The sequence below is a fragment of the Pseudomonas massiliensis genome, from assembly GCF_000826105.1.
GTDB classification, from domain to species: domain Bacteria; phylum Pseudomonadota; class Gammaproteobacteria; order Pseudomonadales; family Pseudomonadaceae; genus Aquipseudomonas; species Aquipseudomonas massiliensis.
In genome coordinates, this window is the sequence record NZ_CCYK01000006.1 from 833,687 (window position 1) to 857,661 (window position 23,975).

Sequence of the window (23,975 nt, forward strand, 5' to 3'; positions counted from 1 at the left end):
CCAAGTCGTGACATTAACCCTGGGCTGCCAAAGCGCTGGCGATGCTTACCGCCAAAGGCAGGCCAGGCAGCAGAACGGCCTGCAGCGCATGGTAAAGGTCAGGCTTGCCGGCCCACACCTGGGCGCTGGGACGATTCTGCTCGTCCAGTTCGTGATACCAGCTGCCCTGCATGCGGTCGATCAGATAGTGCTCGGTAAAGTCCCAGTAGCGTCGATACCAGTCCTCGTAGTGGCGCTCACCCGTACGTATCAGCAAGGCCGCCGCCGCCGCGCTGGCCTCGGCATGGACCCAGTGCATACGCTGGCGTACCACCGGCTGGTCTTGCCAGTCGAGGGTATACACCAGGCCAGGCGCGCCATCGGCCGCCCAGGCGCTGTCACAGGCGGCAGCGAACAGCTGGCGGGCCGCGTCCAGGAGCCATTGCGGAGCGTCCAGCCCGCGGCGTTGCAGGGCGCCTTCCAGGTGAAGCAGCAAGCGAGCCCACTCGAACGCGTGCCCTGGCGTACTGCCATAGGGCCGGAAGGGGTCTGCCGGCTGCGCCTGGTTGTAATCCAGTCGAGGCTGCCAATGTTGGTCGAAGTGCTCGATCACCCGATGCCGGTTGTTCATGGCATGGTCGCGGATCAGCCGCTCGCAGATACGCAGCGCGCGCTCCAGCCACAACGGGTTACCGGTAACGTCGGCCAGGGCCAGGAAAGCTTCCACGCTGTGCATGTTACTGTTGGCGCCCCGATAAGCTTCCGGAACGCTCCAGGTGCGGTCGTAGGCTTCGGCCATGGCGCCTTCGCCCTCCTGCCAGAAGTGAGTATCGATCACTCTCACCGCTTCAGTGAGCAAGGCCTGGGCGCCAACGCAGCCGGTCACCGCGGCGGAGCTGGCGGCCAGGGCCACGAACGCATGCAGGTAGGCGGCCTTGCCATCATCCCCTTCCCCCTGGGCCTGGGCGAACCAGCCGCCATGGGTCTGGTCTCGTAGGGTTCCCAGCAGCGCCCGCACGCCGTGTTCGACCAGCGGGCCAAAACCCGGCAGGCCACTCAAGTGGGCCAGGGCAAAGCTGTGGGTCATCCGGGTGGTGATCAGGGTCTGCGCCCGGTCATCGGCCAGTCGCCCCTCGTCATCCAAGGGGCCGAAACCCTCGTCCAGACGCGCGGTCTTGGCGAAGCGAGCCAGCCGCCAGGCTTCGTCCAGACGCCATTGGCGGTGCGCTGGTGAGTCGAGCCAGCTGTTGAAGATAGGGTCAGGTCTTTCCATGAGGATCCTTCAACTTGTTATTGTTCGCGTCAGGAGTTTACTCAAGCGCAAGTGGATGCCGGGTAACGAAGGCGCAAGGCCGCGTCACCGCTCGGTGACGATTGGAAGGCCTCGATGCGCTCGGGCCGAATCAGGTTCGTGGTAGATACAGCGTAACCCTTAGCCCTCCCTCCGGCAGGTTGCGCAGGCTCACTTCCCCGCCGTGGCTGTGAGCGATGTTGCGAGCGATGCCCAGGCCCAGCCCGTAACCCGGCTGGTTGGTAGCCAGGCGCACATGGGGCTCGAATACGGTTTCGAGCCGCTGCGCCGGTACGCCGGGGCCTTCGTCGTCTACGTGCAGCACGAACGCCTTGGCCGAGTCCTCCACGAACAGGTGCGCGCGCTCGCCATATTTCAAGGCGTTGTCGATCAGGTTGCCCATGCACCGCCTCAGCGCCAGGGGCTTGCCGCGGTAGGCGCGGCGGGCCTGACCGCTGAGGGTGATACGGCCGTTGCCCGACGTCGCCATGTAGGGTTCGACCAGGCAGTCCAGCACTTGGTTGAGGTCTACCCGCTCGATGTTTTCGTGGATGTCCGTGTCCTTGACACACTGGAGCGCCCCTTTGACCAGCATGTCCAGCTCGTCCAGGTCCCGATTGAAGCGCGTGTGCAAGGCTTCGTCCTCCAGCAGCTCCACTCGCAGGCGCAGACGTGTGATAGGCGTACGCAGGTCATGGGAGATGGCGCTGAACAGTTGACTGCGCTCCGTCAGGTATCGGCTGATGCGCTCGCGCATGGCATTGAAGGCTCGGCTGACCTCCACGACCTCGCTGCCGCCGCCCTCCACCAGGGGCTTTTCCGGCTCGGCGCCCAGGGATAGCTCACGGGCCGCGCGCGCCAGACGCTTGAGCGGGCGGCTCTGCCAATGCACCAGCAGCCCGATGAACACCAGCAGGAACAGGCTGGTCAGGCCGATGAACAGCAGCTGCTGCGCGGGGAGGCCTTCTTCGTCGAGGCTGGTATAGGGCTCGGGCAGCAGGGAGGCGATATAGAGCCATTCGCCATCGCCCAGGCGAATCTGGGTGACCATGACCGGCGGGTTCACCGGTTCCAGGGTCAAGGCATAGTGAGCCCAGGATCGTGGCAGGTCGTCCAGCGCCAGCCCACTATTGAAGATCCGCAGGTCCTGGGGCGTCACGAATTGCACCGTCAGGCTCACCTGCTCGCCCAGTTGCTGATGCAGTACGGCAGCGACCGCATCGATCACTGCCTGGCGCCGGGGGCTGGGCCCGATTACCCGCATGCTGAGCGGCTTGTCGTTGAGCGAGACGAAGAAACGGGTACCTCCCATGCTACGCAGCTGGTCCAGCACCAGGGGACGATAGGCCAATGGCAGCGAGCGAAAGTAGCTCACACTGGCGGACATGGAATGCGCCAGGCTACGCGCACTGGTCACCAGGCCCTCAAGCTGAGTCTCCCGCAGTTGCGACAGCCAGATCACGCTAGAGAGGGTTTGCGCCAGTAACACCGCCAGCAGGGTCAACAGCAGCATGCGCCCCAGCAGGGACCGTGGCAGCGGTGGTCGCCTAAGCCGTAACAACGTTGGCCGCCAGGAGATAACCACTGCCACGCACTGTGCGGATAAGCCGGGGGGGCTTTTCGGTGTCCCGCAAGCGTTGGCGCAGACGGCTGACCGCCATGTCGACGATGCGGTCCAGGGGCATCAGTTCACGACCCCGGGTAGCGTTGCCGATGGTGTCACGGTCGAGGATCTGCTGCGGATGGTCGAGGAACAGCTTGAGCAGCGCAAAATCGGCGCCTGAGAGGATCACCTCCTCGCCATCCACATGGAACAGCCGATGACTGACCACGTCCAGGCGCCAGTCATCGAAGGCCAACAGTTCGCTGGCACGCTCGCTGCCGAATTGGGCACGCCGCAACAGCGCCTTGATACGCGCCTGCAGTTCCCGAGGACTGAACGGCTTGCCCAGGTAGTCATCCGCGCCCAGTTCCAGGCCGACGATGCGATCAGCCTCGTCGGAACTCGCCGTGAGCATGATGATGGGCACCTGGGCCTGGCGTGGATGCTGTCGGGCCCAGCGGCAGAGGCTGAAGCCGTCTTCATCCGGCAGCATGATATCGAGGATGACCAGGTCAACGCTCGAAGCGTTGAAGGCTTCGCGAAAACCTCGACCATCGCCGACCGCCTGGACCTGGAAGCCGGCACGGCCCAGGTAGGCGGTCAGCAGTTCGCGGATTTCCTGGTCGTCGTCGACCAGGAGAATGGTTTTGCCGGCAGTGGTCAAAGCAGTCGTTCCCCCTGAGCACGGGTCATCGCCCGTTCGAGGGTGATTAGACGCTTACCGCGGCCCTTCCCGCAAGGCCACTCCGGCACCGATAAGTCCGGAAAATTCGGCCGTTACCACCCACACCGGCACCTGACCGAAATAGCCGCTCATGCAGCCCTTGTCGGCGAAGCTTTCGTTGAAGCCGCTGGCCAGGAACAGCTCGATGAAGCGGGGAATCACCCCGCCCACGATATATACCCCGCCGAGGCCTCCCACAGTCAGCACGTTGTTGCCTGCCACCCGCCCGAGGAACCGGCAGAACTGATCGATAGCCAGCGCCGCCACGGCATCGCCGGCCAGGGCCAGCTCGGTCACCTGGGCAGGCTGACTGGCCTTGGCCGCATGGCCATCGAGGGCACAGATGGCTTCGTACAGGCGCAACAGGCCACCACCGCTGAGAATGGTCTCGGCGCTCACATGACCGATGTCGTTCTGGATATGCTGACGGATCCGAGCCTCCCGCTCGGTGCCCACCGGCAGATCCACATGGCCGCCCTCTCCTGGCAGGGCCATCCAGTGCCCTTCGCCGAGGTTGAGCAGGGTGCCCACGCCCAGGCCGGTGCCGGGGCCGATGACCACGGCAGGGCGGCGGGGATCGGCGCGGCCCTGGCGCACTGTCTGGAATTCACCGTCACGCAGCCGGGTCATGCCCAGGGCCATGGCGGTGAAATCGTTGATCAGCAACAGGCGCTGAACGTCCAGGGTGGCGCAGAACGCTTTCTGGCTCAACCGCCAATGGTTGTTGGTGAAGCGGAATTCATCGCCGTCCACTGGCCCGGCGACCGCCAGGCAAACGGAACTCACTGCGCCCTTGGCCAGGTTCTGGTCACGCAGGTACTTGGCGATGGCCTGTTCCGGACTGGTGAAATCCGCGGTGGAAAACACCTGGACCGCACGCAGCGCGTCGTTTTCCCACAGGGCGAAACGGGCGTTGGTGCCGCCGATATCACCTACCAGTGCCAATGTCATTTAAGGGCTCCCAAAGCCGAGGTAAAGGCGCTGGCGCCCTGCTCGGCCGAGCTGAACGCCACTCGCATGAAACTGAACAATTCACGACCGCAGCCCACGCTGCTATCCACTGTCGGCACCGCAGCTTCGCGGGCCTCGAACTCGGCCACATCCACCTGAAGCTGCAAGGTGCCGGTGGTGCCATCCACGCGGATGATATCGCCATCGCGCACGCGCGCCAGCGGCCCGCCGTCCACCCCTTCCGGGCATACATGGATCGCGGCCGGGATCTTGCCCGATGCACCCGACATTCGTCCATCGGTAACCAGGGCGACCTTGAAGCCGCGATCCTGCAATACGCCCAGGAAGGGGGTCATCTTGTGCAGTTCGGGCATGCCGTTGGCACGCGGCCCCTGGAAGCGCACCACGCAGACCACGTCACGGTCCAGCTCGCCGGCCTTGAAGGCATCAGCCAGTTGCTGCTGGTCCTCGAATACCCGGGCCGGAGCCTCGACGACACGGTGCTCCGGTGCCACGGCGGAAACCTTCATCACGCCCCGGCCCAGGTTGCCCTCCATCACGCGCAGCCCGCCTTCGCTGGAGAAGGGCCGCGTCGCTGGCCGCACCACCGTTTCGTCCAGGCTGGCCGCCGGCCCGTCACGCCATACCAGCCGACCGTCATCCAGGAACGGCTCGCGGGTGTAGGCACGCATACCCTTGCCCATCACCGTATTCACATCCTCGTGCAGCAAGCCGGCGTCCAGCAGTTGGCGCACGAGGAAGGCCACGCCCCCGGCAGCCTGGAAATGGTTGATGTCGGCCTTGCCGTTGGGATAGACATTGCACAGGGTCGGCACCACCTCGGAGAGGTCGGCCATGTCCTGCCAGGTCAGTTGAATGCCGGCCGCCATCGCCATGGCTGGCAGGTGCAGGGTGTGGTTGGTCGAGCCTCCGGTGGCATGCAGCGCCACGCAGGCGTTGACCAAGGCACGCTCATCCACCACCTCGCCCAGCGGCATGAAGTTGCCACTCGCCTTGGTGATGCGCACCACCTGCTGCGCCGCCTCGATGGTCAAGGCCTCGCGCAGGGGCGTATTGGGGTTGACGAAGGATGCGCCCGGCAGGTGCAGGCCCATGACCTCCATCACCAGCTGGTTGGTGTTGGCGGTGCCGTAAAAGGTGCAGGTGCCCGGGCCGTGGTAGGACTTCATCTCCGATTCCAGCAGCTCTTCCCGAGTGGCCTTGCCCTCGGCATAGCGCTGGCGTACATCAGCCTTTTCCTTGTTGGAAATGCCTGAGGGCATGGGCCCACCGGGCACGAAGATGGTCGGCAGGTGGCCGAAGCGCAGCGCGCCAATCATCAGGCCGGGCACGATCTTGTCGCAGATGCCCAGGCAAAGGTTAGCGTCGAACATGTTGTGGGACAGCGCCACGGCGGTGGCCATGGCAATGGTTTCCCGGCTGGCGATGGACAGCTCCATGCCTGGTTCGCCCTGGGTGACGCCGTCGCACATGGCCGGCACGCCACCGGCGAACTGGCCGACACTGCCCATCTCACGCAGGGCCGCCTTGATGACCTCAGGGTAGCGCTCGTAGGGCTGGTGGGCCGAGAGCATGTCGTTGTAGGCCGAGACGATCGCCACGTTGGCCGCGTTGAGCATGCGCAACTGGTGCTTGTCCTCGGCACCGCAACCGGCTACGCCGTGGGCGAAGTTCGCGCACTGGAGCTTGCCGCGCTGAGGCCCCTCCGTGGCGGCCGCGTGAATCATGGCCAGGTAACGCTCACGCGTGGGGCGGCTGCGTTCGATCAGCCGTTGGGTAACCTCGAGGACGCGGGGATGCATGTAGGACTCCAGGCTCAGGAGAGGACCGTTCTGGGGCACCGCAGTGAATCGACTGGCGTGGAAACTTTCAACTTCAGGGCCAGGGGTCGATCAAAAGACAGAGCCGTACCGGTCACGCGTTGTAGATAAAACAAAATTCTGCCATCAAAAAGGCTTGTTTTCTATTTCTATGCGAATAATCTTGTAATTCCAACAACAAAACAGATTTCGTGATTCGGACCTCGGCGGAGACGTTCCACAATCTGACAGTAGGTAATGCCAATGACCATTCGCATCGCAATCAACGGTTTCGGCCGCATCGGAAGAAACATCCTCCGTGCACTGTATACCCAAGGCTACCGCCAGGACCTGCAGGTCGTCGCAATCAACGACCTGGGTGACAGCGCCATCAATGCCCACCTGCTGAAATATGACACTGTCCACGGCACCTTCGATGCCACCGTCGAGCACGACGAGGCGGGCCTGAGCGTCAACGGCGACCGTATCGCCGTATCGGCCATTCGCAATCCGGCTGAGCTGCCTTGGAAAGACCACAAGGTCGACGTGGTGTTCGAATGCACCGGTCTGTTCACCAGCCGTGACAAGGCCGCCGCGCACCTGCAGGCTGGCGCCGGCAAGGTGATCATCTCGGCTCCGGCCAAGGGCGCCGATGCCACCGTGGTCTTTGGGGTGAACCACGACATTCTTACCGCGGCCCACCAGGTGATTTCCAACGCGTCCTGCACCACCAATTGCCTGGCGCCCGTGGCCCAGGTGCTGGACCGTGAAATCGGCATCGAACAGGGCCTGATGACCACCATCCATGCCTACACCAACGATCAGAACCTGATCGACGTCTACCACAGCGACCCCTTCCGCGCCCGCTCGGCCACCCACTCGATGATCCCGAGCAAGACCGGCGCCGCCGAGGCCGTGGGCCTGGTGCTGCCGCAGCTGGCCGGCAAGCTCACCGGCATGGCGGTACGGGTTCCGGTGATCAACGTATCCCTCGTGGACCTGACCCTGAACGTCAAGCGTGACGTGACCGCCGAAGAAGTGAACCAGTTGCTCAAGGCCGCCGCGGAGGGCTCCAAGGTGCTGGGCTACAACACCTTGCCGCTGGTGTCCTGCGATTTCAACCACAACCCCCTGTCATCCATTTTCGACGCCAACCACACCAAGGTCAGCGGCCGGATGCTCAAGGTCATGGCCTGGTATGACAATGAGTGGGGCTTCTCCAATCGCATGTTGGACAACTGCCTGGCCCTTTGTAACGCCAAGTAAAAGGGCTCACACACTGGCTTGACCTCGGGCGTGGATGAGAAGCATTATCATCCGTCGCCCCGGTTAGGTCGTTCTGTGAGACAGTCCCGCTTCAACACCGTTTTCCTAGGCCAGCGCCTGAGCCTGCTGCGCACTTTGCAAGGCATGGTCCGCAACCGGGGCATTGCCGAAGAACTTCTTCATGAAACCTGGCTCCGGGTGTCCCGCACCTTGACGGAGCGCCCTATCGAGCATCTGGAGCCGTTCGTTTTCCAGACGGCCCGCAACCTGGCCCTGGATCATCTCCGCGCCCAGCGTCGACACGCCCGTACCCTGGACGATACGCTGCCACCTGAAGCCCTGGAGGCCGTGCCGGAAGAACGCAGCAGCGCGGAAGACGCCGCCCACGCACAGCGCCTGCTGCAACGCCTGGAAGCCAGCTTGCAACGGCTGACACCGCGCCAGCGGGATATTTTCGTGCGCAGCCGTGTCCATGGCCAGAGCTACCTGGCGATCGCCGACGCCCTGGGCGTTTCGGCCAGCACCGTTCAGAAAGAACTGAAGTTGATCATGCTGTTATGCCTGGAGGCCACTCGGCAGCCAATGACCGTCTCAAAACCATCTTCATGAGGACTCGCTGATGCCCACTTCCTCCCGGCCCGCTTCAGCGGAACAGGCCCTGCAGGAAGCGGTGGACTGGATGATCCTGTTGCAATGCCCAACGCCGGCCCAATGCCAGGCCTTTGACGCCTGGCTGGCCGAGGATCCTAGTCATCTGGACGCTTATGCCCAGGTCAGTGCTGCCTGGTCCGCCCCAGAGATGGAAACGGCTGCGTCCCGGCTGGCGGCGCCACCAACAACTCCCCTGCCCAAGCCGCGAAAGGCGCGAGTGTCGGGCTTGCCCTGGCGCCGACTGGCGCTCGCTGCCGTACTGGTGCTCGGGGTCGCGGCCCTGGTCAAACTGCCCTTGCGCCTGGAGGCCGATCACATGACCGGCATCGGCGAGCGTCAGCATTTCAACCTGGCCGATGGTACCGAGGTGGTGCTCAATACCGAATCAGCCCTGGCCGCCCAGGCAGGCCCCAACGCACGCGCCGCCCAACTGCTGCAGGGCGAGGCCTGGTTCGACGTGCCCAGCCGTGGCGCCCCGCTCGAACTGCGCGCGGGTCCCCTGCTGGCACAGGCCAATGGAAGTGCGTTCACGGTGCGCTGGTTGGACGGCCAGGCCCGGGTGCATGTCCAACGCGGCCGGGTCGACCTGCGCAGCAACCAGCATGAAAGCCTGAGCTTGTCCGCGGGCATGAGTGTCGGGCTGGGCCGCTCAGGCTTCGAGGCGCCGACGCGGCTGCAACCGGAGCAGGACCTGGCCTGGCTCAATGGTCGCCTGGTGTTCGTCAACCGCCCCCTGCGAGAGGTGCTGGCCGACCTGAGCCGCTATTACCCCGGCTGGATTCTCAATACGCGCGCCTCGCTGGATGAGCGGCGGGTGACGGGCAACTACAGCGTCGAGGATCCGCCTGCTGTATTGCGGGCCCTTGCCCAGGTCACTTCCGCCAGCCTGCGAGAATGGCCAGCGCTGATGATCCTCAACTGATCCGCACGCTGTTCTTCAATTTCGCCGTGGCTCGACCCAGGCCCTGCCGCTAGACGCCGGCACAAGTTTTTTTACGCGATTTACAGGCTGGTTCGTCTCGTCTTTTTGCCAATGCCAATTATTCGCATCAAGACGGAGCTTTCATGCACCCTTCTCTTCTTCCCAGCGCGGCCCTGGCCTGCCTGGCTGCGTTCTGTGCCCCGGCGGTGGCCGAATCCAACCTGCGGGATTTCGCCATTCCCTCCCAGCCACTTGCTTCCGCGCTGACCGCCTTCAGTAGTGCGACAGGCTGGCAGTTCGGCTTGCCGGCAGAACTCGGCGAAGGCCTCGCCTCGGCCGATGTGCACGGCCGACTGCCAGCGGAGCAAGCGCTGGCCCGGCTGCTTACGGGTACCGGTCTTTCCTTTCGCAAGGTTGCCCCGGCATCCGTGGTTCTGGAAAGACAAGGCGCTGTGCAACTGGCGCCGATCAGCATCAGCGCCACCCGGCGCGCCCAAGCCACCAGCGAGGTGCCGGCCAGTGTCAGCGTTACCGACCGTGGGGCACTGGATCGCGATAGCGTCGACACGTTGCAGGAACTGGTGCGTTACGAGCCGGGCGTGAGCGTGGGCGGCACCGGGCAGCGCGCCGGCCTGACCGGTTTCAATATCCGTGGCATCGATGGCGACCGGGTGTTGACCCAGGTGGACGGCGTCAGCGTGCCCGACAGCTATTTCTTCGGCCCTTATGCCCAGACCCAGCGCGACTACGTCGACCCGGAAATCCTCAAGCGCGCGGAAATCGTCCGGGGCCCGAATTCTGCGCTCTATGGCAGCAGCGCCATTGGCGGCGCGGTGAGTTACTACACGCTGGATGCCGAGGACATCCTCAAGCCGGGCAAGGACGTCGGTGCCCGCCTCAAGGCCGGCTATAGCTCCCAGGACAATAGCTGGCTCAAGTCCGCCACCGTGGCTGGCCGTCACGGTGATTTCGATGGCCTGCTTCACCTTAGCCGACGCGATGGTCATGAAACAGAGTCTTACGGGAGCAATCACGGTATCGGGCTGAGCCGCACGGCGGCCAACCCGGAAGATGTCACCAGCACCAGCGTACTGGCCAAGGCGGGCTGGAACTACTCGGATGACGGTCGCCTGATGCTGACCTATGAAAAATTCCAGCGCACCACTGAAGGAAACATGAAAAGCGCCTACGGCGGCCCCTTTGCCAACGGCACCGGCCTGGGCATGTACCGCTGGCGAGGCATTGACGATAGCGTCAGCCGGGAACGTTTCGGCATCACCCAGGACATGGGACTGGACAGCCTGTTCGCCGACCGGGCGAAATGGAGCCTGAACTACCAATTGGCCAAAACGGACGAGCAGACAGACGAGCTCTATGTGCCCTTCACCCGGCAAGTGCTCCGGCACCGGGACACCTATTACAAGGATCGCCAGTGGTTGTTCGACGGCCAATTGGAAAAGGCCTTCTCCGTAGGCAACACTGAACACGACCTGACCTACGGCACTACCTTGAAGCGGCAGAAGGTCAGCGGGTTGCGCAGCGGCTATGGCATCTGCGTCGCCGCTGGCCGGGGGTGCACGCCAGGCGCTGGCAGCAGCGCGGATTACCTGGCGCCGGAGAGCGATTTTCCAAACCCTACCGTGGACACGTTCAGCCTGTTCGCACAAGACGAGATCCGTTACAACAAATGGACCTTCCTGCCAGGCGCGCGCTACGACTACACGCGGCTTACGCCTCACCTGACCGAGGAATTCCTGCGCACCCTCGACCCCACCGATCCTGTCAGCGCTGAGCGCAAGACCTGGCACCGGCTGTCGCCCAAGCTTGGCCTCACCTATGCCCTGAGCGAGGAAACGCGCTGGTATGCGCAATATGCGGAAGGCTTCCGCACGCCCACCGCCAAGGCGTTGTATGGCCGCTTCGAAAACCGCGCAGGGGGCTACCGGGTCGAACCCAATTCGAATCTCGAACCGGAAAAGAGCCGAAGCCTGGAGACCGGGCTGCGCGGCTATTTCGACGCGGGCAGCTATGAAGTGGCGGTCTTCTATAACAAGTACCGAGACTTCATCGATGAGAATCGCCTCCAGGCCGGCTACGACGAGCAGACGTTCCAGAGCGTTAACATCAGGCACGCCACCATCCGCGGCGCCGAGGCAAAGGGCCGCTTGAACCTGGACCGCTTCGGCGCGCCCGAAGGGCTTTACACCCAGGGTTCCCTGGCTTGGGCCCATGGCCGCAATGACGACACAGGCCAACCCTTGAACAGCATCAACCCGCTCACCGGTGTGCTCGGCCTGGGCTACGAGCAGCCGCGCTATGGTGGCCTGCTGAGCTGGACGTTGGTCAGGCGCAAGGACAGGGTGGACGAAAGCAGCCTCAACGCCCCGGACGGCGGCAGCGCTTTCAGGACCCCCGGCTTTGGCACCCTGGACCTGACCGGCTACTACCAGATCAGCGAAGACCTGACCCTCAATGCGGGGCTTTACAACCTTACCGACAAGAAATACTGGCTGTGGGACAACGTACGCGGCTACGACAGCGTGGGCGAGGCGGCGGTGACCGCCCCGGCCAACCTGGACCGACTTACCCAGCCAGGCCGGAATTTCTCGGTGAACCTGGTGTGGAACATCTAACGCAACCCGGGGCCGCCCCCGGCCCCCTCCTCATTGACGAGACTCGCCATGAACGCTCTGACAGCCGCTACCAACCCAACCACTCGCGCCGCCCGTTCCCAGCGCTTGAGCCAGGTCACGCGCGCGCCCCACGAAACCCTCGACGCCCTGGTCAAGGCCAAGGCAGCTTTCGACACCCTGCAAGGCTTTGGCCGATTTCTCAGCGCGCAGTACCTGTTCCAGGCCGAGCTGGCGCCCTTCTACAACGATGAACGCCTGACAGCGCTGTTTCCCGGCCTGCCCCGACGCTGCCGGGCCGACCAGGCACTGGCAGACCTGTCCGACCTTGGCATGCGCCCCCCTGTCGCGGTGCCAGGCGCACCCGCCGACCTGACCGTGGCTGAAGCCCTGGGCTGGATTTTTGTCTCCGAAGGGTCGAAACTCGGCGCCGCTTTCCTCTACAAGCGGGCCGAAGCCCTGGGCCTCTGCGCGGAAAAGGGCGCGCGTCACCTGGCCGAACCCGAAGGCGGCCGTGCCGCTGGCTGGAAGGCCTTCGTGAAAACCCTGGACGCCCTGAGCCTGTCCGAAGCCGAAGAAAGGCTGGCCGACGCCGGTGCTCTAGCGGCTTTCACACGCTTCACCGTTTTACTGCAAGCGGCCTATGCTGATGCACAGGCTTGAATTCACCACCGGGCCCGCTTCAGGCGTGGCCCGGCCTGACCGATGTCCGGTGTCGATGACCACCCAGCCTCCAGTGCCCCGTTCCCGTCTGGCCCGCCTGCTCTACGCACTCCTGGCGTATGTCTGCGTGGGCATCGGCATAGTCGCGATCTTCATCCCTGGCCTGCCCACGACCGAATTCATTCTTATCGCCGCCTGGGCGGCTACTCGCAGTTCGCCGCGGCTGAGCGCCTGGCTGGAAAACCATCGCGTGTTCGGGCCGATCATTCGGAACTGGCGCAACGGCAAGGTCATTACCCGCCGGGCGAAATGGGCGGCCACGGCAAGCATGCTCGCGTGTGCCATCATCATGTGGCTGACGCTGCGCCACTACTGGGCTATCTACGCGGCCATCGGCGGCATGGTATTGGTCAATCTTTGGATCTGGTCAAGGCCCGAAGCGTTAAAAGGATCCCAAAACCAGTGACCGATCGTCGGAAAATATTCAAGATCCTTACTGGCCAGCCGATGCGATGAGGTAGCCGAATGTCGGCTTGGGAGGGCCATCGGCCCTCTGCCGTGCCACCCATCGCGAGCCCATTCCATGTTCCAGTCCCTCTCCATCCGCTTGAAGATCGTCCTGCTGGCCGGGCTTTGCCTGATCGCCGTGGTTGCAACGGTGGTAGGCATGAACCTGTATCAGGCCCGTACCAACAACCAGATGGTGGGCGCCTTCAGCGAAGAGATGCTGACTCGGAGCGTGGAGAAGCTGTTACTGGCACAGGCCGCGGAGAAGGCGGCCACCTTGCAGAAAACCTACAGCGCGGACCTTACCCTGGCCCAGGACATGGCCGAGCAAGTGGGTCAATTGAGCAGCGCCGGGGCTCGCCATGGGCTGGATAAAGCCACCTTGCGTGAGGAAGCCAATCGCGCACTGGAGCTGGGGTTCAAGCGTAATCCAGACGTACTCGGCGTGTGGGCTGTGTTCGAAAAAGACGCGTTCGATGGTCAGGACGCCAGCTTCGTCAACGACCAGGCCCATGGCTCCAACGAAACCGGCCGCTTCAGTAGCTACTGGAGCCGTTATGACGGTAGCGATAGCAATACCGCGATCGAGGAAGAAGACCTGGTCAAGAGTGAAATCAACGCCAGCGGCCTGCCCTACAACACTTGGTACACCTGCGCCCTGCAAAGCGGCAAGTTGTGCCTGCTTGAGCCCTATGCCGATACCATCAATGGCAAAACCATGCTGATGACCACTATCGCCTTGCCCATTCGAGCAGGCGGCAAGGTGGTAGGCGTCGCGGGGGTGGACCTGGCGTTGAACTCGCTGCAGGTCAGCGCCGCCAAGGCCAAGGCCGAATTGTTCGACGGCGCCGGGCATATCATGGTGCTTTCGAGCAAGGGTATCCTCGCGGCCAACAGCGATGCAGCCGATAGCCTGGCCAAGCGCATAGACGTCACCCTGGGTGAAGAAGGCAAGGAGATTCTTCAACTGGTCCAGGGCGGCACCGCCAAGGTGGTCGCCCGGGGCGACCTTATCCGCGCTGTGTACCCGGTGAGCCCGGTGGAAGGGGCCCCTGCCTGGGGCGTAGCCATCGACCTGCCCCGCCAGGTACTGCTGGCTGACGCCCTCAAGCTGCAGGACATGCTCGACAGCGCGCAAACCAGCGGCACCCTGCAAGCCCTCATGGTGGCTGTACTGGCTGGGCTGCTTGGGCTGGTGCTGCTATGGCTGACCGCCTCTGGCGTGACCCGGCCGATCACTAACGTGGCGCTGATGCTCAAGGACATCGCCAGTGGCGAAGGCGACCTGACCCGTCGCATCCAGTACAGCCGTCAGGATGAACTGGGTGAACTGGCCAGCTGGTTCAACCGTTTCCTGGACAAGCTGCAGCCGACCATCGCGCAGATCAAGACCAGCATCACCGAGGCGCGCTCCACGGCGGACCAGTCTTCGGAAATCGCCCGGCAGACCAGCGAAGGGATGCAGGTACAGTTCCGCGAGATCGACCAGGTCGCCACCGCTTCCAACCAGATGAGCGCCACGGCCCAGGAAGTGGCAAGCAGCGCTTCCAATGCCGCCAATGCGGCCAGAGGCGCTGACCAGTCGGCCCGGGACGGCATGACCATCATCGAGCGCAGCACCCAGGACATCAACGGCCTGGCCGTGGAAGTCAGCAAGGCCGTGAGCGAAGTGGAAACCCTGGCGGTGAACAGCGAACAGATCGGCACCGTGCTCGAGGTCATCCGCAGTATCGCCGAGCAGACCAACCTGCTGGCGCTTAACGCGGCGATCGAGGCGGCACGCGCTGGCGACAGCGGCCGCGGCTTTGCCGTGGTGGCCGACGAAGTGCGCAACCTGGCCAAGCGGACCCAGGATTCAGTGGAGGAAATCCGCCATGTGATCGAGCGCATCCAGAGCGCGACCCGCGATGTGGTTTCGACCATGCATTCAAGCCAGGGCAAGGCTCAGGAGAACGCCGCGCAGATTCTTCAGGCTTCGTCGGCGCTGGCGCGAATCAGCGAGGCGGTGGGCGTGATCAGCGACATGAACCTGCAGATCGCCAGCGCGGCCGAGGAGCAAAGCGCGGTGGCCGAGGAAGTGAACCGTAACGTATCGGCCATTCGCCAGGTGACCGAGACGCTGACTGAGCAGGCCACCGAGTCGGCGCAGGTGAGCAGCCAGCTCAACGCCCTGGCCAGCCAGCAGATGCGCTTGATGGATCAGTTCAAGGTCTGACCCACCCCATAAGGGTCTATGCTGCACCACACGCCCCGGACAACCCGGGGCGTCTGCATCCAGGACCCTTACCATGTTCGAGCCCGGCCGCCTGCATCTGGAGCACAGTCCCGTCCAACCGCCGGACGTAGCCTATGAACTCATCATCACCTATGCCCCAGCGAGCAGCCAGGACGGGCCCTCGATGCATTTCCAGGTAACCGGTCATATCGCCGGCCAGCCGGTGGACGAAAGCTTCGACCTGGCGGCGGACCTGGCCTTCAACTTCGCCAGCAGCATCGACCATCTGGCCCGTCGTCATGGTCTGCCTGCCACCCAGGTCGTGCCCATCAGCCTGCACAGGCAGTACGACGAGATGTTCGCCGATATCCAGCACAAACTCGGACGCCATTGCGGCGACCCGGTGGATGCACGGCACCTGGGCAAGACCTGAGCGCCCGGCCCGGTTCCTTCGGCCGACGCCAGCGGGCATAATTCGCGGCTTCAGCGGCTTCGCACCTCTTCGCTCATGCGCATTCATGTCAGCTTCCAAGACCGCGTCGGCATTACCCAGGAAGTGCTCGCCCTGCTGGGCGCGCGCAACCTGAACCTGGATGCCGTCGAGATGGTGCCCCCCAACGTGTACATCGACGCGCCGACGCTGAGCCCGGCCGTGCTCGATGAGCTGCGCGACGCGCTGTTCAGCGTGGCCGGGGTGCGTACGGTGACCGTTGTGGACATGCTGCCGGGGCAGCGTCGACACCTGCAACTCGATGCACTGCTGGCCGCCATGAGTGATCCGGTGCTGGCGGTGGATACCCAAGGCACGGTGCTGCTGGCCAACCCGGCAATGGTCTCGCTGCATGGCAGCGAACCCGCGGGCTTGTCGGTACAAGCCCTGTTCGATGATGCCAATCTGTTGGCCGCCTTGCTCGAACAGGACTTCCGGCTGCCCTTGCGGGAAGTGGCCATCCAGGGCGAAACCCTGCTGCTGGACGCCACGCCCATTCCCAATGCCGGCGCGCTGCTCACCCTCTACCCGCCGCACCGCATCGGCGAACGCCTGGCAGCCCTTCATCACGACCATGCCGAGGGCTTCGAAGCCTTGCTCGGCGAGTCGACCGCCATCCGCCAGCTCAAGGCCCGAGCCCAGCGTATCGCCACACTGGACGCGCCCTTGCTGATCCAGGGCGAAACGGGCACCGGCAAGGAACTGGTCGCCCGGGCCTGCCATGCCGCAAGCGCACGTCACGCAGCCCCCTTCCTGGCGCTCAATTGCGCGGCGCTTCCGGAGAACCTGGCTGAAAGCGAACTGTTCGGCTATGCGCCTGGCGCGTTTACCGGTGCCCAGCGCGGGGGCAAGCCAGGGCTGATGGAGCTGGCACACCAGGGCACGGTCTTTCTCGACGAAATCGGCGAGATGTCACCCTACCTGCAAGCCAAGCTGCTGCGCTTTCTCAATGACGGCACTTTCCGTCGGGTAGGTGGCGAACGCGAGGTGAAGGTCGATGTGCGGATTCTGAGTGCCACCCACCGGGACCTGGGCAAGATGGTCAGCGAAGGGCGCTTCCGTGAAGACCTTTACTACCGCCTCAATGTGCTTAACCTGGACGTACCGCCTCTGCGCGACCGCGGCCAGGACATCCTCTTGCTTGCGCGCTGGTTCATGCGCCAGGCCTGCGCCCAGATCGGCCGCCCCGTTTGCCGCCTGGCTCCTGGCACCTATCCCGCCTTGCTGGGCAACCGCTGGCCCGGCAACGTGCGCCAGCTGCAGAACGTGATCTTCCGTGCCGCGGCCATTTGCGAAGGCAGCCTGGTAGACATTGGCGACCTGGACATCGCGGGAACGTCCGTGGCCCAGACCCATGAGCGGGACATTCAGAGCCTGGAGCAAGCCGTCGAAGACTACGAACGCGCGCTGCTGGAACGGCTCTATGCCGACTATCCCTCCTCTCGCCTGCTGGCGGCCCGCTTGCAAACCTCGCATACGGCCATTGCCAATCGCTTGCGCAAGTACGGCATTCCTCACGCACCCAGCGCCTGAAGCCGTAACGATTTCTTTACGACGTATTGAATTCGATACAGCGGTACGCACCGAGAACGCTGGGCTTTGCAGCCAAAGCTGTAAAGCTTTCGAGACAGCCGAGCCTCACAGCGGCCTCAGCTGTCCACCAGCCCCAGCAAAACAAGGGGTTGCCCGGCTTGGCAGCCATATTGCAATACGCACTCATTCGCCCGCTGGGCTTGGTTGCCCAACTGGCTTGAGCCTTGGCTTTATCGGCCTTCAGGAGTAGTGCATGAGCGTCTTACGTTTCACCCGGGAACACGAATGGCTGCGCGCCGAAGCCGACGGCAGCGTCACCGTGGGCATTACCGATTTCGCCCAGGAGGCCCTCGGTGACCTGGTCTTCGTGCAACTGCCGGACACCGGCGATCATCTCGCTGACGCTGAAGTCGCTGTGCTGGAGTCTGTAAAGGCAGCGAGCAGCATCAATATGCCCCTGGGTGGGACTATCGTGGAAGTGAACCAGGCCCTTGAAGCCAGCCCTGAACTTGTGAACTCGGCGCCCTTGGGCGATGGCTGGTTTTTCCGCTTCATCCCCGCGAACGCCGCGCAGCTCGATGGCCTGCTCGACCAAGCCGCCTACGATCAGCTGATCGCCGCCCAAGCCTGAGGAGCCGCCACCATGCCTTTCAACGTTGCCCTGACTACCGAAAACGAATTCATTGGCCGCCATATCGGGCCTGGCGCCGAAGATGAGCGCGCCCTTCTGGCCACCCTGGGCTTCGACAGCCTGGAAGCGCTGACGGCCGCCGTGGTGCCCGACACCATCAAGGGCACCAGCGTGCTCGAGCAGACCCAGGGCCAGAGCGAAGCCCAGGCCCTGGCTGCGCTCAAGGCCATCGCCGGCCGCAACCGGTTGCTCACCAGCTTGATCGGGCAGGGGTACTACAACACCCACACCCCCGCCCCCATCTTGCGCAACCTGCTGGAAAACCCCGCCTGGTACACCGCCTACACGCCTTATCAGCCAGAGATATCCCAGGGCCGCCTGGAGGCACTGCTGAATTTCCAGACGATGGTCAGCGACCTCACCGGGCTGCCTATCGCCAACGCTTCGCTGCTGGATGAAGCCACCGCCGCCGCCGAAGCCATGACCTTCTGCAAGCGCCTGTCGAAAAACCGCGCAGCCAAGGCCTTCTTTGCCTCCGCGCACTGCCACCCGCAAACGCTGGATGTATTGCGTACCCGCGCCGAACCTTTGGGAATCGAGGTGGTGGTGGCCGACGAACACCTTCTGGAAGACACCAGCGGCTTCTTCGGCGCGCTGCTGCAATACCCGGCCAGCAATGGCGACCTGCTGGACTACCGCGCGGTGGTTGAGCGTTTCCATAGCAGCCAGGCCCTGGTGGCAGTGGCGGCTGACTTGCTGGCGCTGACCTTGCTCAGCCCACCCGGTGACTTCGGCGCCGACGTGGCCATCGGCAGCGCCCAGCGCTTCGGCGTGCCCCTGGGCTTCGGCGGGCCTCATGCGGCATATTTCGCCACCCGAGACGCCTACAAGCGCGACATGCCGGGCCGCCTGGTGGGGGTGTCCATCGACCGCCTCGGCAAGCCTGCGTACCGCCTCGCCATGCAGACCCGTGAGCAGCACATTCGTCGCGAGAAGGCTACCAGCAACATCTGCACCGCCCAGGTATTGCTGGCCAATATCGCCAGCATGTTCGCCGTCTACCATGGCCCTGAGGGCCTGCGCCGAATCGCCCAGCGCACCCACGCCCTGACCGCGATCCTGGCGGCGGGCCTGACGCAGATGGGCGTGGTGGTGGAGCAAACCCACTTCTTCGACACCCTGACCCTGCGCACCGGCGCCGATACCGCCAACTTGCATGCCAAGGCGCGCGACGCGGGCTACAACCTGCGCCATGTGGACGAGCAGCGCCTGGGCCTGTCCCTGGATGAAACCAGTCGTCAAGCCGATGTGGAAGCCCTGTGGGGTCTGTTCGCCAAGGGTACCCTGCCCCGGTTCGAAGCCCTGCGCGCCGGTACCGACAGCGCCTTGCCCGAGGCTCAACTACGCCAGGGAGAGATCCTCGGTCATCCGGTGTTCAACCGTTATCACTCCGAAACCGAACTGATGCGCTATCTGCGTCGGCTGGCGGACAAGGACCTGGCCCTGGACCGGACCATGATCCCCCTGGGTTCGTGCACCATGAAGCTGAACGCCGCCAGCGAGATGATCCCCGTGACCTGGGCCGAGTTCGGTCATCTGCATCCCTTCGCACCGGCCGAGCAGAGCCAGGGCTACCAGGCCTTGACCGAAGAACTGGAGGCCATGCTGTGTGCCGCCACCGGCTATGACGCCGTGTCGCTGCAACCCAACGCCGGGTCCCAGGGCGAGTATGCGGGTTTGTTGGCCATTCGTGCCTACCACCTGAGCCGCGGCGATCACCAGCGCGACCTCTGCCTCATCCCTTCCTCGGCCCATGGCACCAACCCCGCCACGGCGCACATGGCCGGGATGCGCGTGGTGGTCACCGCGTGCGATGCCCGCGGCAACATCGACATCGACGACCTGCGCGCCAAGGCTGAGGAGCACCGGGACCGCCTGGCCGCGCTGATGATCACCTATCCCTCCACCCACGGTGTGTTCGAGGAAGGCATCGGCGAAATCTGCCAGATCATCCATGACAACGGCGGCCAGGTGTACATCGACGGCGCCAACATGAACGCCATGGTCGGCCTGTGCGCGCCGGGCAAGTTCGGCGGCGACGTTTCCCACCTGAACCTGCACAAGACCTTCTGCATTCCTCATGGCGGTGGCGGCCCCGGTGTTGGTCCTATTGGCGTCAAGGCGCACCTGGCCCCCTTCCTGCCTGGCCACGAGCAGCTGGCTCGCAAGGAGGGCGCGGTGTGCGCGGCTCCGTTCGGCAGTGCCAGTATCCTGCCGATCACCTGGATGTACATTCGCATGATGGGCGGCGCCGGGCTCAAGCGGGCCTCCCAGGTCGCCATCCTCAACGCTAACTACATCGCCCGCCGCCTGGAGGAGCATTACCCAGTGCTCTACACCGGCAGCAACGGCCTGGTCGCCCATGAGTGCATCCTCGACCTGCGCCCGCTCAAGGACAGCAGCGGCATCAGCGTGGACGACGTGGCCAAGCGCTTGATCGACTTTGGCTTCCACGCCCCGACCATGTCCTTCCCGGTGGCCGGCACACTCATGATCGAGCCGACTGAAAGCGAGTCCAGGCAGGAGCTTGATCGCTTCTGCGACGCGATGATCTGCATTCGTGAAGAAATTCGCGCGGTGGAAAGCGGCGCCCTGGACCCGGAGGACAACCCGCTGAAGAACGCGCCACACACGGCTGAGGAACTGATGGGGGAATGGGCGCACAGCTATAGCCGCGAGCAGGCCGCCTATCCCTTGGCCAGCCTGCGGGGCACCAAGTACTGGCCGCCGGTCGCCCGGGTCGACAACGTGTTCGGTGACCGCAACCTGGTCTGCGCATGCCCGCCCATCGAAGCTTACCAAGAGGCCTGAAGGCCGGAGCGGATCATGTCTTTGAGTGTGTTCGACCTGTTCAAGATCGGCATCGGCCCGTCCAGCTCCCATACCGTGGGGCCCATGCGTGCCGCCGCGCGTTTCGTCGAGGGCATGCGCCGGGATGGTCTGCTCGAGTCGGTGCGGGAGGTTCGCGTCGAGCTGTACGGTTCGCTAGGCGCCACGGGCAAGGGTCATGGCAGTGACAAAGCCGTGCTCCTGGGCCTGGAAGGCGAACAGCCAGACACTATCGACACCCGTGCCCTGGAGGCGCGCCTGGCGACCATCCGCGCCAACGGCTGCTTGCGGCTGGGGGGCGAGCGAGAAATCCCCTTCGTGGAAAAGCAGCACCTGGCGATGATCCGCAAGCCCCTGCCCTACCACCCCAACGGCATGATCTTTCGCGCTCTGGATGGCGCGGGCCTGCAGGTGCGCAGCCGGGAATACTACTCTGTCGGCGGCGGTTTCGTGGTGGATGACAGCGCCGTCGGCACCGACCGCATCGTTGCGGACACCACCGTGCTGCCGCTGCCCTTCACCACTGCCAGGCAGTTGCTGGCGCATTGCGCCGAGCAAGGCCTTTCGGTCAGCCAGGTGATGCTGGCGAACGAGGCCGCCTGGCGCCCTGAAAGCGAAACCCGTACCGGCCTGTTGCACATCTGGCAGGTAATGCAGCAATGCGTGGCTGCCGGATGTGAAAACGAAGGCATTCTTCCCGGGGGGCTTAAGGTGAAACGCCGCGCGGCGGGGCTGTACCGGCAACTGCGTAGCCATCCCGAGGCCGCTCTGCGCGACAGCCTGTCAGTGCTGGACTGGGTGAATCTCTATGCGCTGGCGGTCAACGAAGAAAACGCCAGCGGCGGCCGGGTGGTCACCGCGCCCACCAACGGCGCGGCCGGTATCGTTCCAGCGGTGCTGCATTACTACATGCGCTTCGTCCCCGGGGCCACCGAGGACGGCGTTATCCGCTTCCTGCTGACAGCGGCGGCCATCGGCATTCTTTATAAAGAGAACGCCTCCATCTCTGGCGCCGAGGTCGGCTGCCAGGGCGAAGTAGGCGTGGCCTGCTCAATGGCCGCCGGCGGCCTGTGCGAGGTGATGGGCGGTACCCCTCAGCAGGTGGAGAACGCCGCGGAGATCGGCATGGAGCACAACCTGGGCCTGACCTGCGACCCCATCGGTGGCCTGGTACAGGTGCCCTGCATCGAGCGCAACGCCATGGGCTCGGTCAAGGCGATCAACGCTGTGCGCATGGCCCTGCGTGGGGACGGCCAGCACCATGTGTCCCTGGACAAGGTCATCCGCACCATGCGCCAGACGGGAGCCGACATGAAGAGCAAGTACAAGGAAACCGCTCGCGGCGGCCTGGCGGTCAACATTATCGAATGCTGACGGCCCCATGGCCGCGGCAGAAGGAGCTCACCGATGTCCGATGTATTGCTGCAAACACCCCTGCACGCGTTGCACCTGGAATTGGGCGCGCGCATGGTGCCTTTCGCTGGCTACCAGATGCCCGTGCAATATCCTTTGGGCGTGCTCAAGGAGCATTTGCACACTCGCGCCCAGGCAGGGTTGTTCGACGTTTCCCATATGGGTCAGATTCGCCTCACAGGCCCCGGCGTCTGCGCTGAGCTGGAACGCCTGGTGCCGGTTGATATCCTCGACCTTGCGGTGGGCCAGCAGCGTTACGCGCTGTTTACCAACGAGGACGGCGGCATCCTGGATGACCTGATGGTAGCCAAGCTGGGGCCTGAGGAGCTTTTCCTAGTGGTCAACGCGGCCTGCAAGGAAGCTGACCTGGCCCACCTGCGCCAGCATCTGCCAGGCAACCTGAGCATCGAGCCGCTGTTCGACAGCCGCGCGCTTCTGGCCTTGCAGGGGCCGCTGGCCGCGACGGTGCTGAGCCGCCTGCAACCTGCGGTGGCGACCCTGACCTTCATGCAGATCGCCGAGGTGGAACTCCTGGGGGCCGCCTGCCTGGTCAGCCGTTCGGGTTATACCGGAGAGGACGGCTATGAAATCTCGGTACCTACGGCTTGTGCCGAGGCGCTGGCTCGCCGTCTCCTGCAGGAGTCGGAAGTCCAGCCCATCGGCCTGGGCGCCCGCGACTCCCTGCGCCTGGAAGCCGGCCTCTGCTTGTACGGCCATGACATGAACGCTGGAATGACGCCTGTGGAGTCCAGCCTGGGCTGGGCGATTTCCAAGGCCCGGCGTCAGGATGGCGCGCGCGCTGGAGGCTTTCCCGGCGCGCAACGGATCTTTGCCCAGCAACGGGACGGAGTCGCGCGTAAACGGGTTGGTTTGTTGCCAGACGGCAAACTACCCGTACGTGAAGGTGCCGACGTCATCGATGAGCAGGGTACCGTGGTGGGCCGGGTATGCAGCGGCGGCTTCGGCCCTACCTTGAACGCGCCCGTGGCCATGGCATGGCTGGAAGTGCCCTACTGTGGCAAAGGTACCCAACTTCGTGCACTGGTCAGGGGCAAGCCAGTGCCTGTTACGGTAGCACCCATGCCCTTCGTGGCGCAGCGGTATTACCGAGGCTAAGCTATATAGGCGCCATCGACGGTTTTTTGTAACAGTCACGTCATGGCGCTGTGTTTGCATAGCAAACCGCAGGAACTATTCGACGCTTATATAAGCGTTTGTTCCAACTGCTGGCCTGTTTGGAACAAGGCAGAAAAACGGTAAGAAAAGGCACGAAAGCATCCCGATTCGGGGCTTGTTTTTGTAACTGGAGTTGGCGTAGAGTCGTCTCGACTGTGTTTGCATGGGTCGCTATGGTTCGTGACCTGGGCAGTAGCGTGATGGCTTTGCTACAACCCGTTCTACGCCTCTACTTCCTGCAACCAGCAAACAGCGAACTTTCATACTGGAAAGTGGCTGACATCAACATTGAGTTTCAAGGAATAAGACATGAGCGAGCGTCAGAGCGGTACCGTCAAGTGGTTCAACGACGAAAAAGGTTTTGGTTTTATCACTCCTGAGAGCGGTCCGGACCTGTTCGTGCACTTCCGCGCTATTCAAGGCAACGGCTTCAAGAGCCTGAAAGAAGGCCAGAAAGTCACTTTCAAAGCCGTGCAAGGCCAGAAGGGCATGCAGGCAGACGAAGTTCAAGCCGAAGGCTGATCCACTTCGCATGAAAAAGCCCCGGCAAGAACCGGGGCTTTTTTTTGCTTGTTCGGTGAAGTGCAGCCCAACTGCCAAACAGGGCGCTCCTCGGCGCCC

At 63.8% G+C, this 23,975-nt stretch carries 19 protein-coding genes and 1 pseudogene; 15 read left to right on the top strand and 5 right to left on the bottom strand.

What is annotated here, in order from left to right:
- Positions 1-13: 13 nt before the first annotated feature.
- The 5 genes from BN1188_RS09865 to edd form a co-directional block, all read right to left on the bottom strand.
- Complete coding sequence (locus BN1188_RS09865) at positions 14-1,252, bottom strand: D-mannose isomerase (protein ID WP_040261218.1); 1,239 nt, start codon at positions 1,250-1,252, stop codon at positions 14-16.
- Positions 1,253-1,382: 130 nt separating this feature from the next.
- Entirely contained in the window at positions 1,383-2,783 is a 1,401-nt protein-coding gene (locus tag BN1188_RS09870) for an ATP-binding protein (RefSeq protein ID WP_084596194.1), read from the bottom strand.
- Positions 2,784-2,817: 34 nt separating this feature from the next.
- On the bottom strand, positions 2,818-3,537 hold the full coding sequence (locus BN1188_RS09875; protein WP_040261219.1) for a response regulator: 720 nt from the start codon (positions 3,535-3,537) through the stop codon (positions 2,818-2,820).
- A gap of 54 nt (positions 3,538-3,591) precedes the next feature.
- Positions 3,592-4,548 carry a glucokinase gene (locus BN1188_RS09880; RefSeq protein WP_040261220.1) on the bottom strand — a complete coding sequence of 319 codons (957 nt, stop codon included), beginning with the start codon at positions 4,546-4,548 and terminating at the stop codon, positions 3,592-3,594.
- Positions 4,545-6,371, bottom strand: coding sequence for a phosphogluconate dehydratase (gene edd, locus BN1188_RS09885; protein ID WP_040261221.1), 1,827 nt, complete (start codon positions 6,369-6,371; stop codon positions 4,545-4,547). Before edd ends, BN1188_RS09880 begins: the two co-directional genes overlap by 4 nt.
- 261 nt (positions 6,372-6,632) lie before the next feature.
- On the opposite strand from edd, the gene gap reads away from it, so the two are divergent.
- The 15 genes and pseudogenes from gap to BN1188_RS09955 all read left to right on the top strand — a co-directional run bounded on the left by gap (position 6,633) and on the right by BN1188_RS09955 (position 23,876).
- A complete protein-coding gene (gene gap / locus BN1188_RS09890) occupies positions 6,633-7,634 on the top strand; it encodes a type I glyceraldehyde-3-phosphate dehydrogenase (protein WP_040261222.1) in 1,002 nt (333 codons plus the stop codon).
- 75 nt (positions 7,635-7,709) lie between these two features.
- The gene (locus tag BN1188_RS09895) at positions 7,710-8,243 is read left to right on the top strand and encodes an RNA polymerase sigma factor (RefSeq protein ID WP_040261223.1); all 534 of its coding nucleotides are present in this window, start codon (positions 7,710-7,712) and stop codon (positions 8,241-8,243) included.
- 7 nt (positions 8,244-8,250) lie between these two features.
- On the top strand, positions 8,251-9,207 hold the full coding sequence (locus BN1188_RS09900; RefSeq protein ID WP_408633601.1) for a FecR family protein: 957 nt from the start codon (positions 8,251-8,253) through the stop codon (positions 9,205-9,207).
- A 143-nt stretch (positions 9,208-9,350) separates the two neighbouring features.
- Positions 9,351-11,840: a TonB-dependent receptor gene (locus BN1188_RS09905; RefSeq protein WP_040261225.1), complete on the top strand. Its 2,490-nt coding sequence runs from the start codon at positions 9,351-9,353 to the stop codon at positions 11,838-11,840.
- A gap of 48 nt (positions 11,841-11,888) precedes the next feature.
- Positions 11,889-12,500, top strand: a complete 612-nt coding sequence (locus BN1188_RS09910) for a biliverdin-producing heme oxygenase (RefSeq protein ID WP_040261226.1) — start codon at positions 11,889-11,891, stop codon at positions 12,498-12,500.
- A 55-nt stretch (positions 12,501-12,555) separates the two neighbouring features.
- The gene (locus BN1188_RS09915; RefSeq protein WP_040261227.1) at positions 12,556-12,966 is read left to right on the top strand and encodes a YbaN family protein; all 411 of its coding nucleotides are present in this window, start codon (positions 12,556-12,558) and stop codon (positions 12,964-12,966) included.
- 360 nt (positions 12,967-13,326) lie between these two features.
- A pseudogene (locus BN1188_RS22295) lies at positions 13,327-14,364 on the top strand (PDC sensor domain-containing protein); the annotation flags it as partial.
- A gap of 102 nt (positions 14,365-14,466) precedes the next feature.
- Positions 14,467-15,222, top strand: coding sequence for a methyl-accepting chemotaxis protein (locus tag BN1188_RS22300; RefSeq protein ID WP_408633602.1), 756 nt, complete (start codon positions 14,467-14,469; stop codon positions 15,220-15,222).
- A gap of 73 nt (positions 15,223-15,295) precedes the next feature.
- The gene (locus BN1188_RS09925) at positions 15,296-15,655 is read left to right on the top strand and encodes a DUF5064 family protein (RefSeq protein WP_040261229.1); all 360 of its coding nucleotides are present in this window, start codon (positions 15,296-15,298) and stop codon (positions 15,653-15,655) included.
- Between the two features lie 75 nt (positions 15,656-15,730).
- Positions 15,731-17,245, top strand: coding sequence for a sigma-54-dependent transcriptional regulator (locus tag BN1188_RS09930; RefSeq protein ID WP_040261231.1), 1,515 nt, complete (start codon positions 15,731-15,733; stop codon positions 17,243-17,245).
- Between the two features lie 253 nt (positions 17,246-17,498).
- A complete protein-coding gene (gene gcvH / locus BN1188_RS09935) occupies positions 17,499-17,876 on the top strand; it encodes a glycine cleavage system protein GcvH (RefSeq protein WP_040261232.1) in 378 nt (125 codons plus the stop codon).
- 12 nt (positions 17,877-17,888) lie between these two features.
- The gene (gene gcvP, locus BN1188_RS09940) at positions 17,889-20,747 is read left to right on the top strand and encodes an aminomethyl-transferring glycine dehydrogenase (protein WP_040261234.1); all 2,859 of its coding nucleotides are present in this window, start codon (positions 17,889-17,891) and stop codon (positions 20,745-20,747) included.
- Positions 20,748-20,762: 15 nt separating this feature from the next.
- Positions 20,763-22,139 (top strand): L-serine ammonia-lyase, encoded by a 1,377-nt coding sequence (locus tag BN1188_RS09945; protein WP_040261236.1) that lies wholly within the window; start codon positions 20,763-20,765, stop codon positions 22,137-22,139.
- A gap of 33 nt (positions 22,140-22,172) precedes the next feature.
- On the top strand, positions 22,173-23,294 hold the full coding sequence (gene gcvT, locus BN1188_RS09950; protein WP_040261237.1) for a glycine cleavage system aminomethyltransferase GcvT: 1,122 nt from the start codon (positions 22,173-22,175) through the stop codon (positions 23,292-23,294).
- Between the two features lie 369 nt (positions 23,295-23,663).
- The gene (locus BN1188_RS09955; protein WP_040261239.1) at positions 23,664-23,876 is read left to right on the top strand and encodes a cold-shock protein; all 213 of its coding nucleotides are present in this window, start codon (positions 23,664-23,666) and stop codon (positions 23,874-23,876) included.
- The last annotated feature ends 99 nt before the right edge of the window (positions 23,877-23,975 follow it).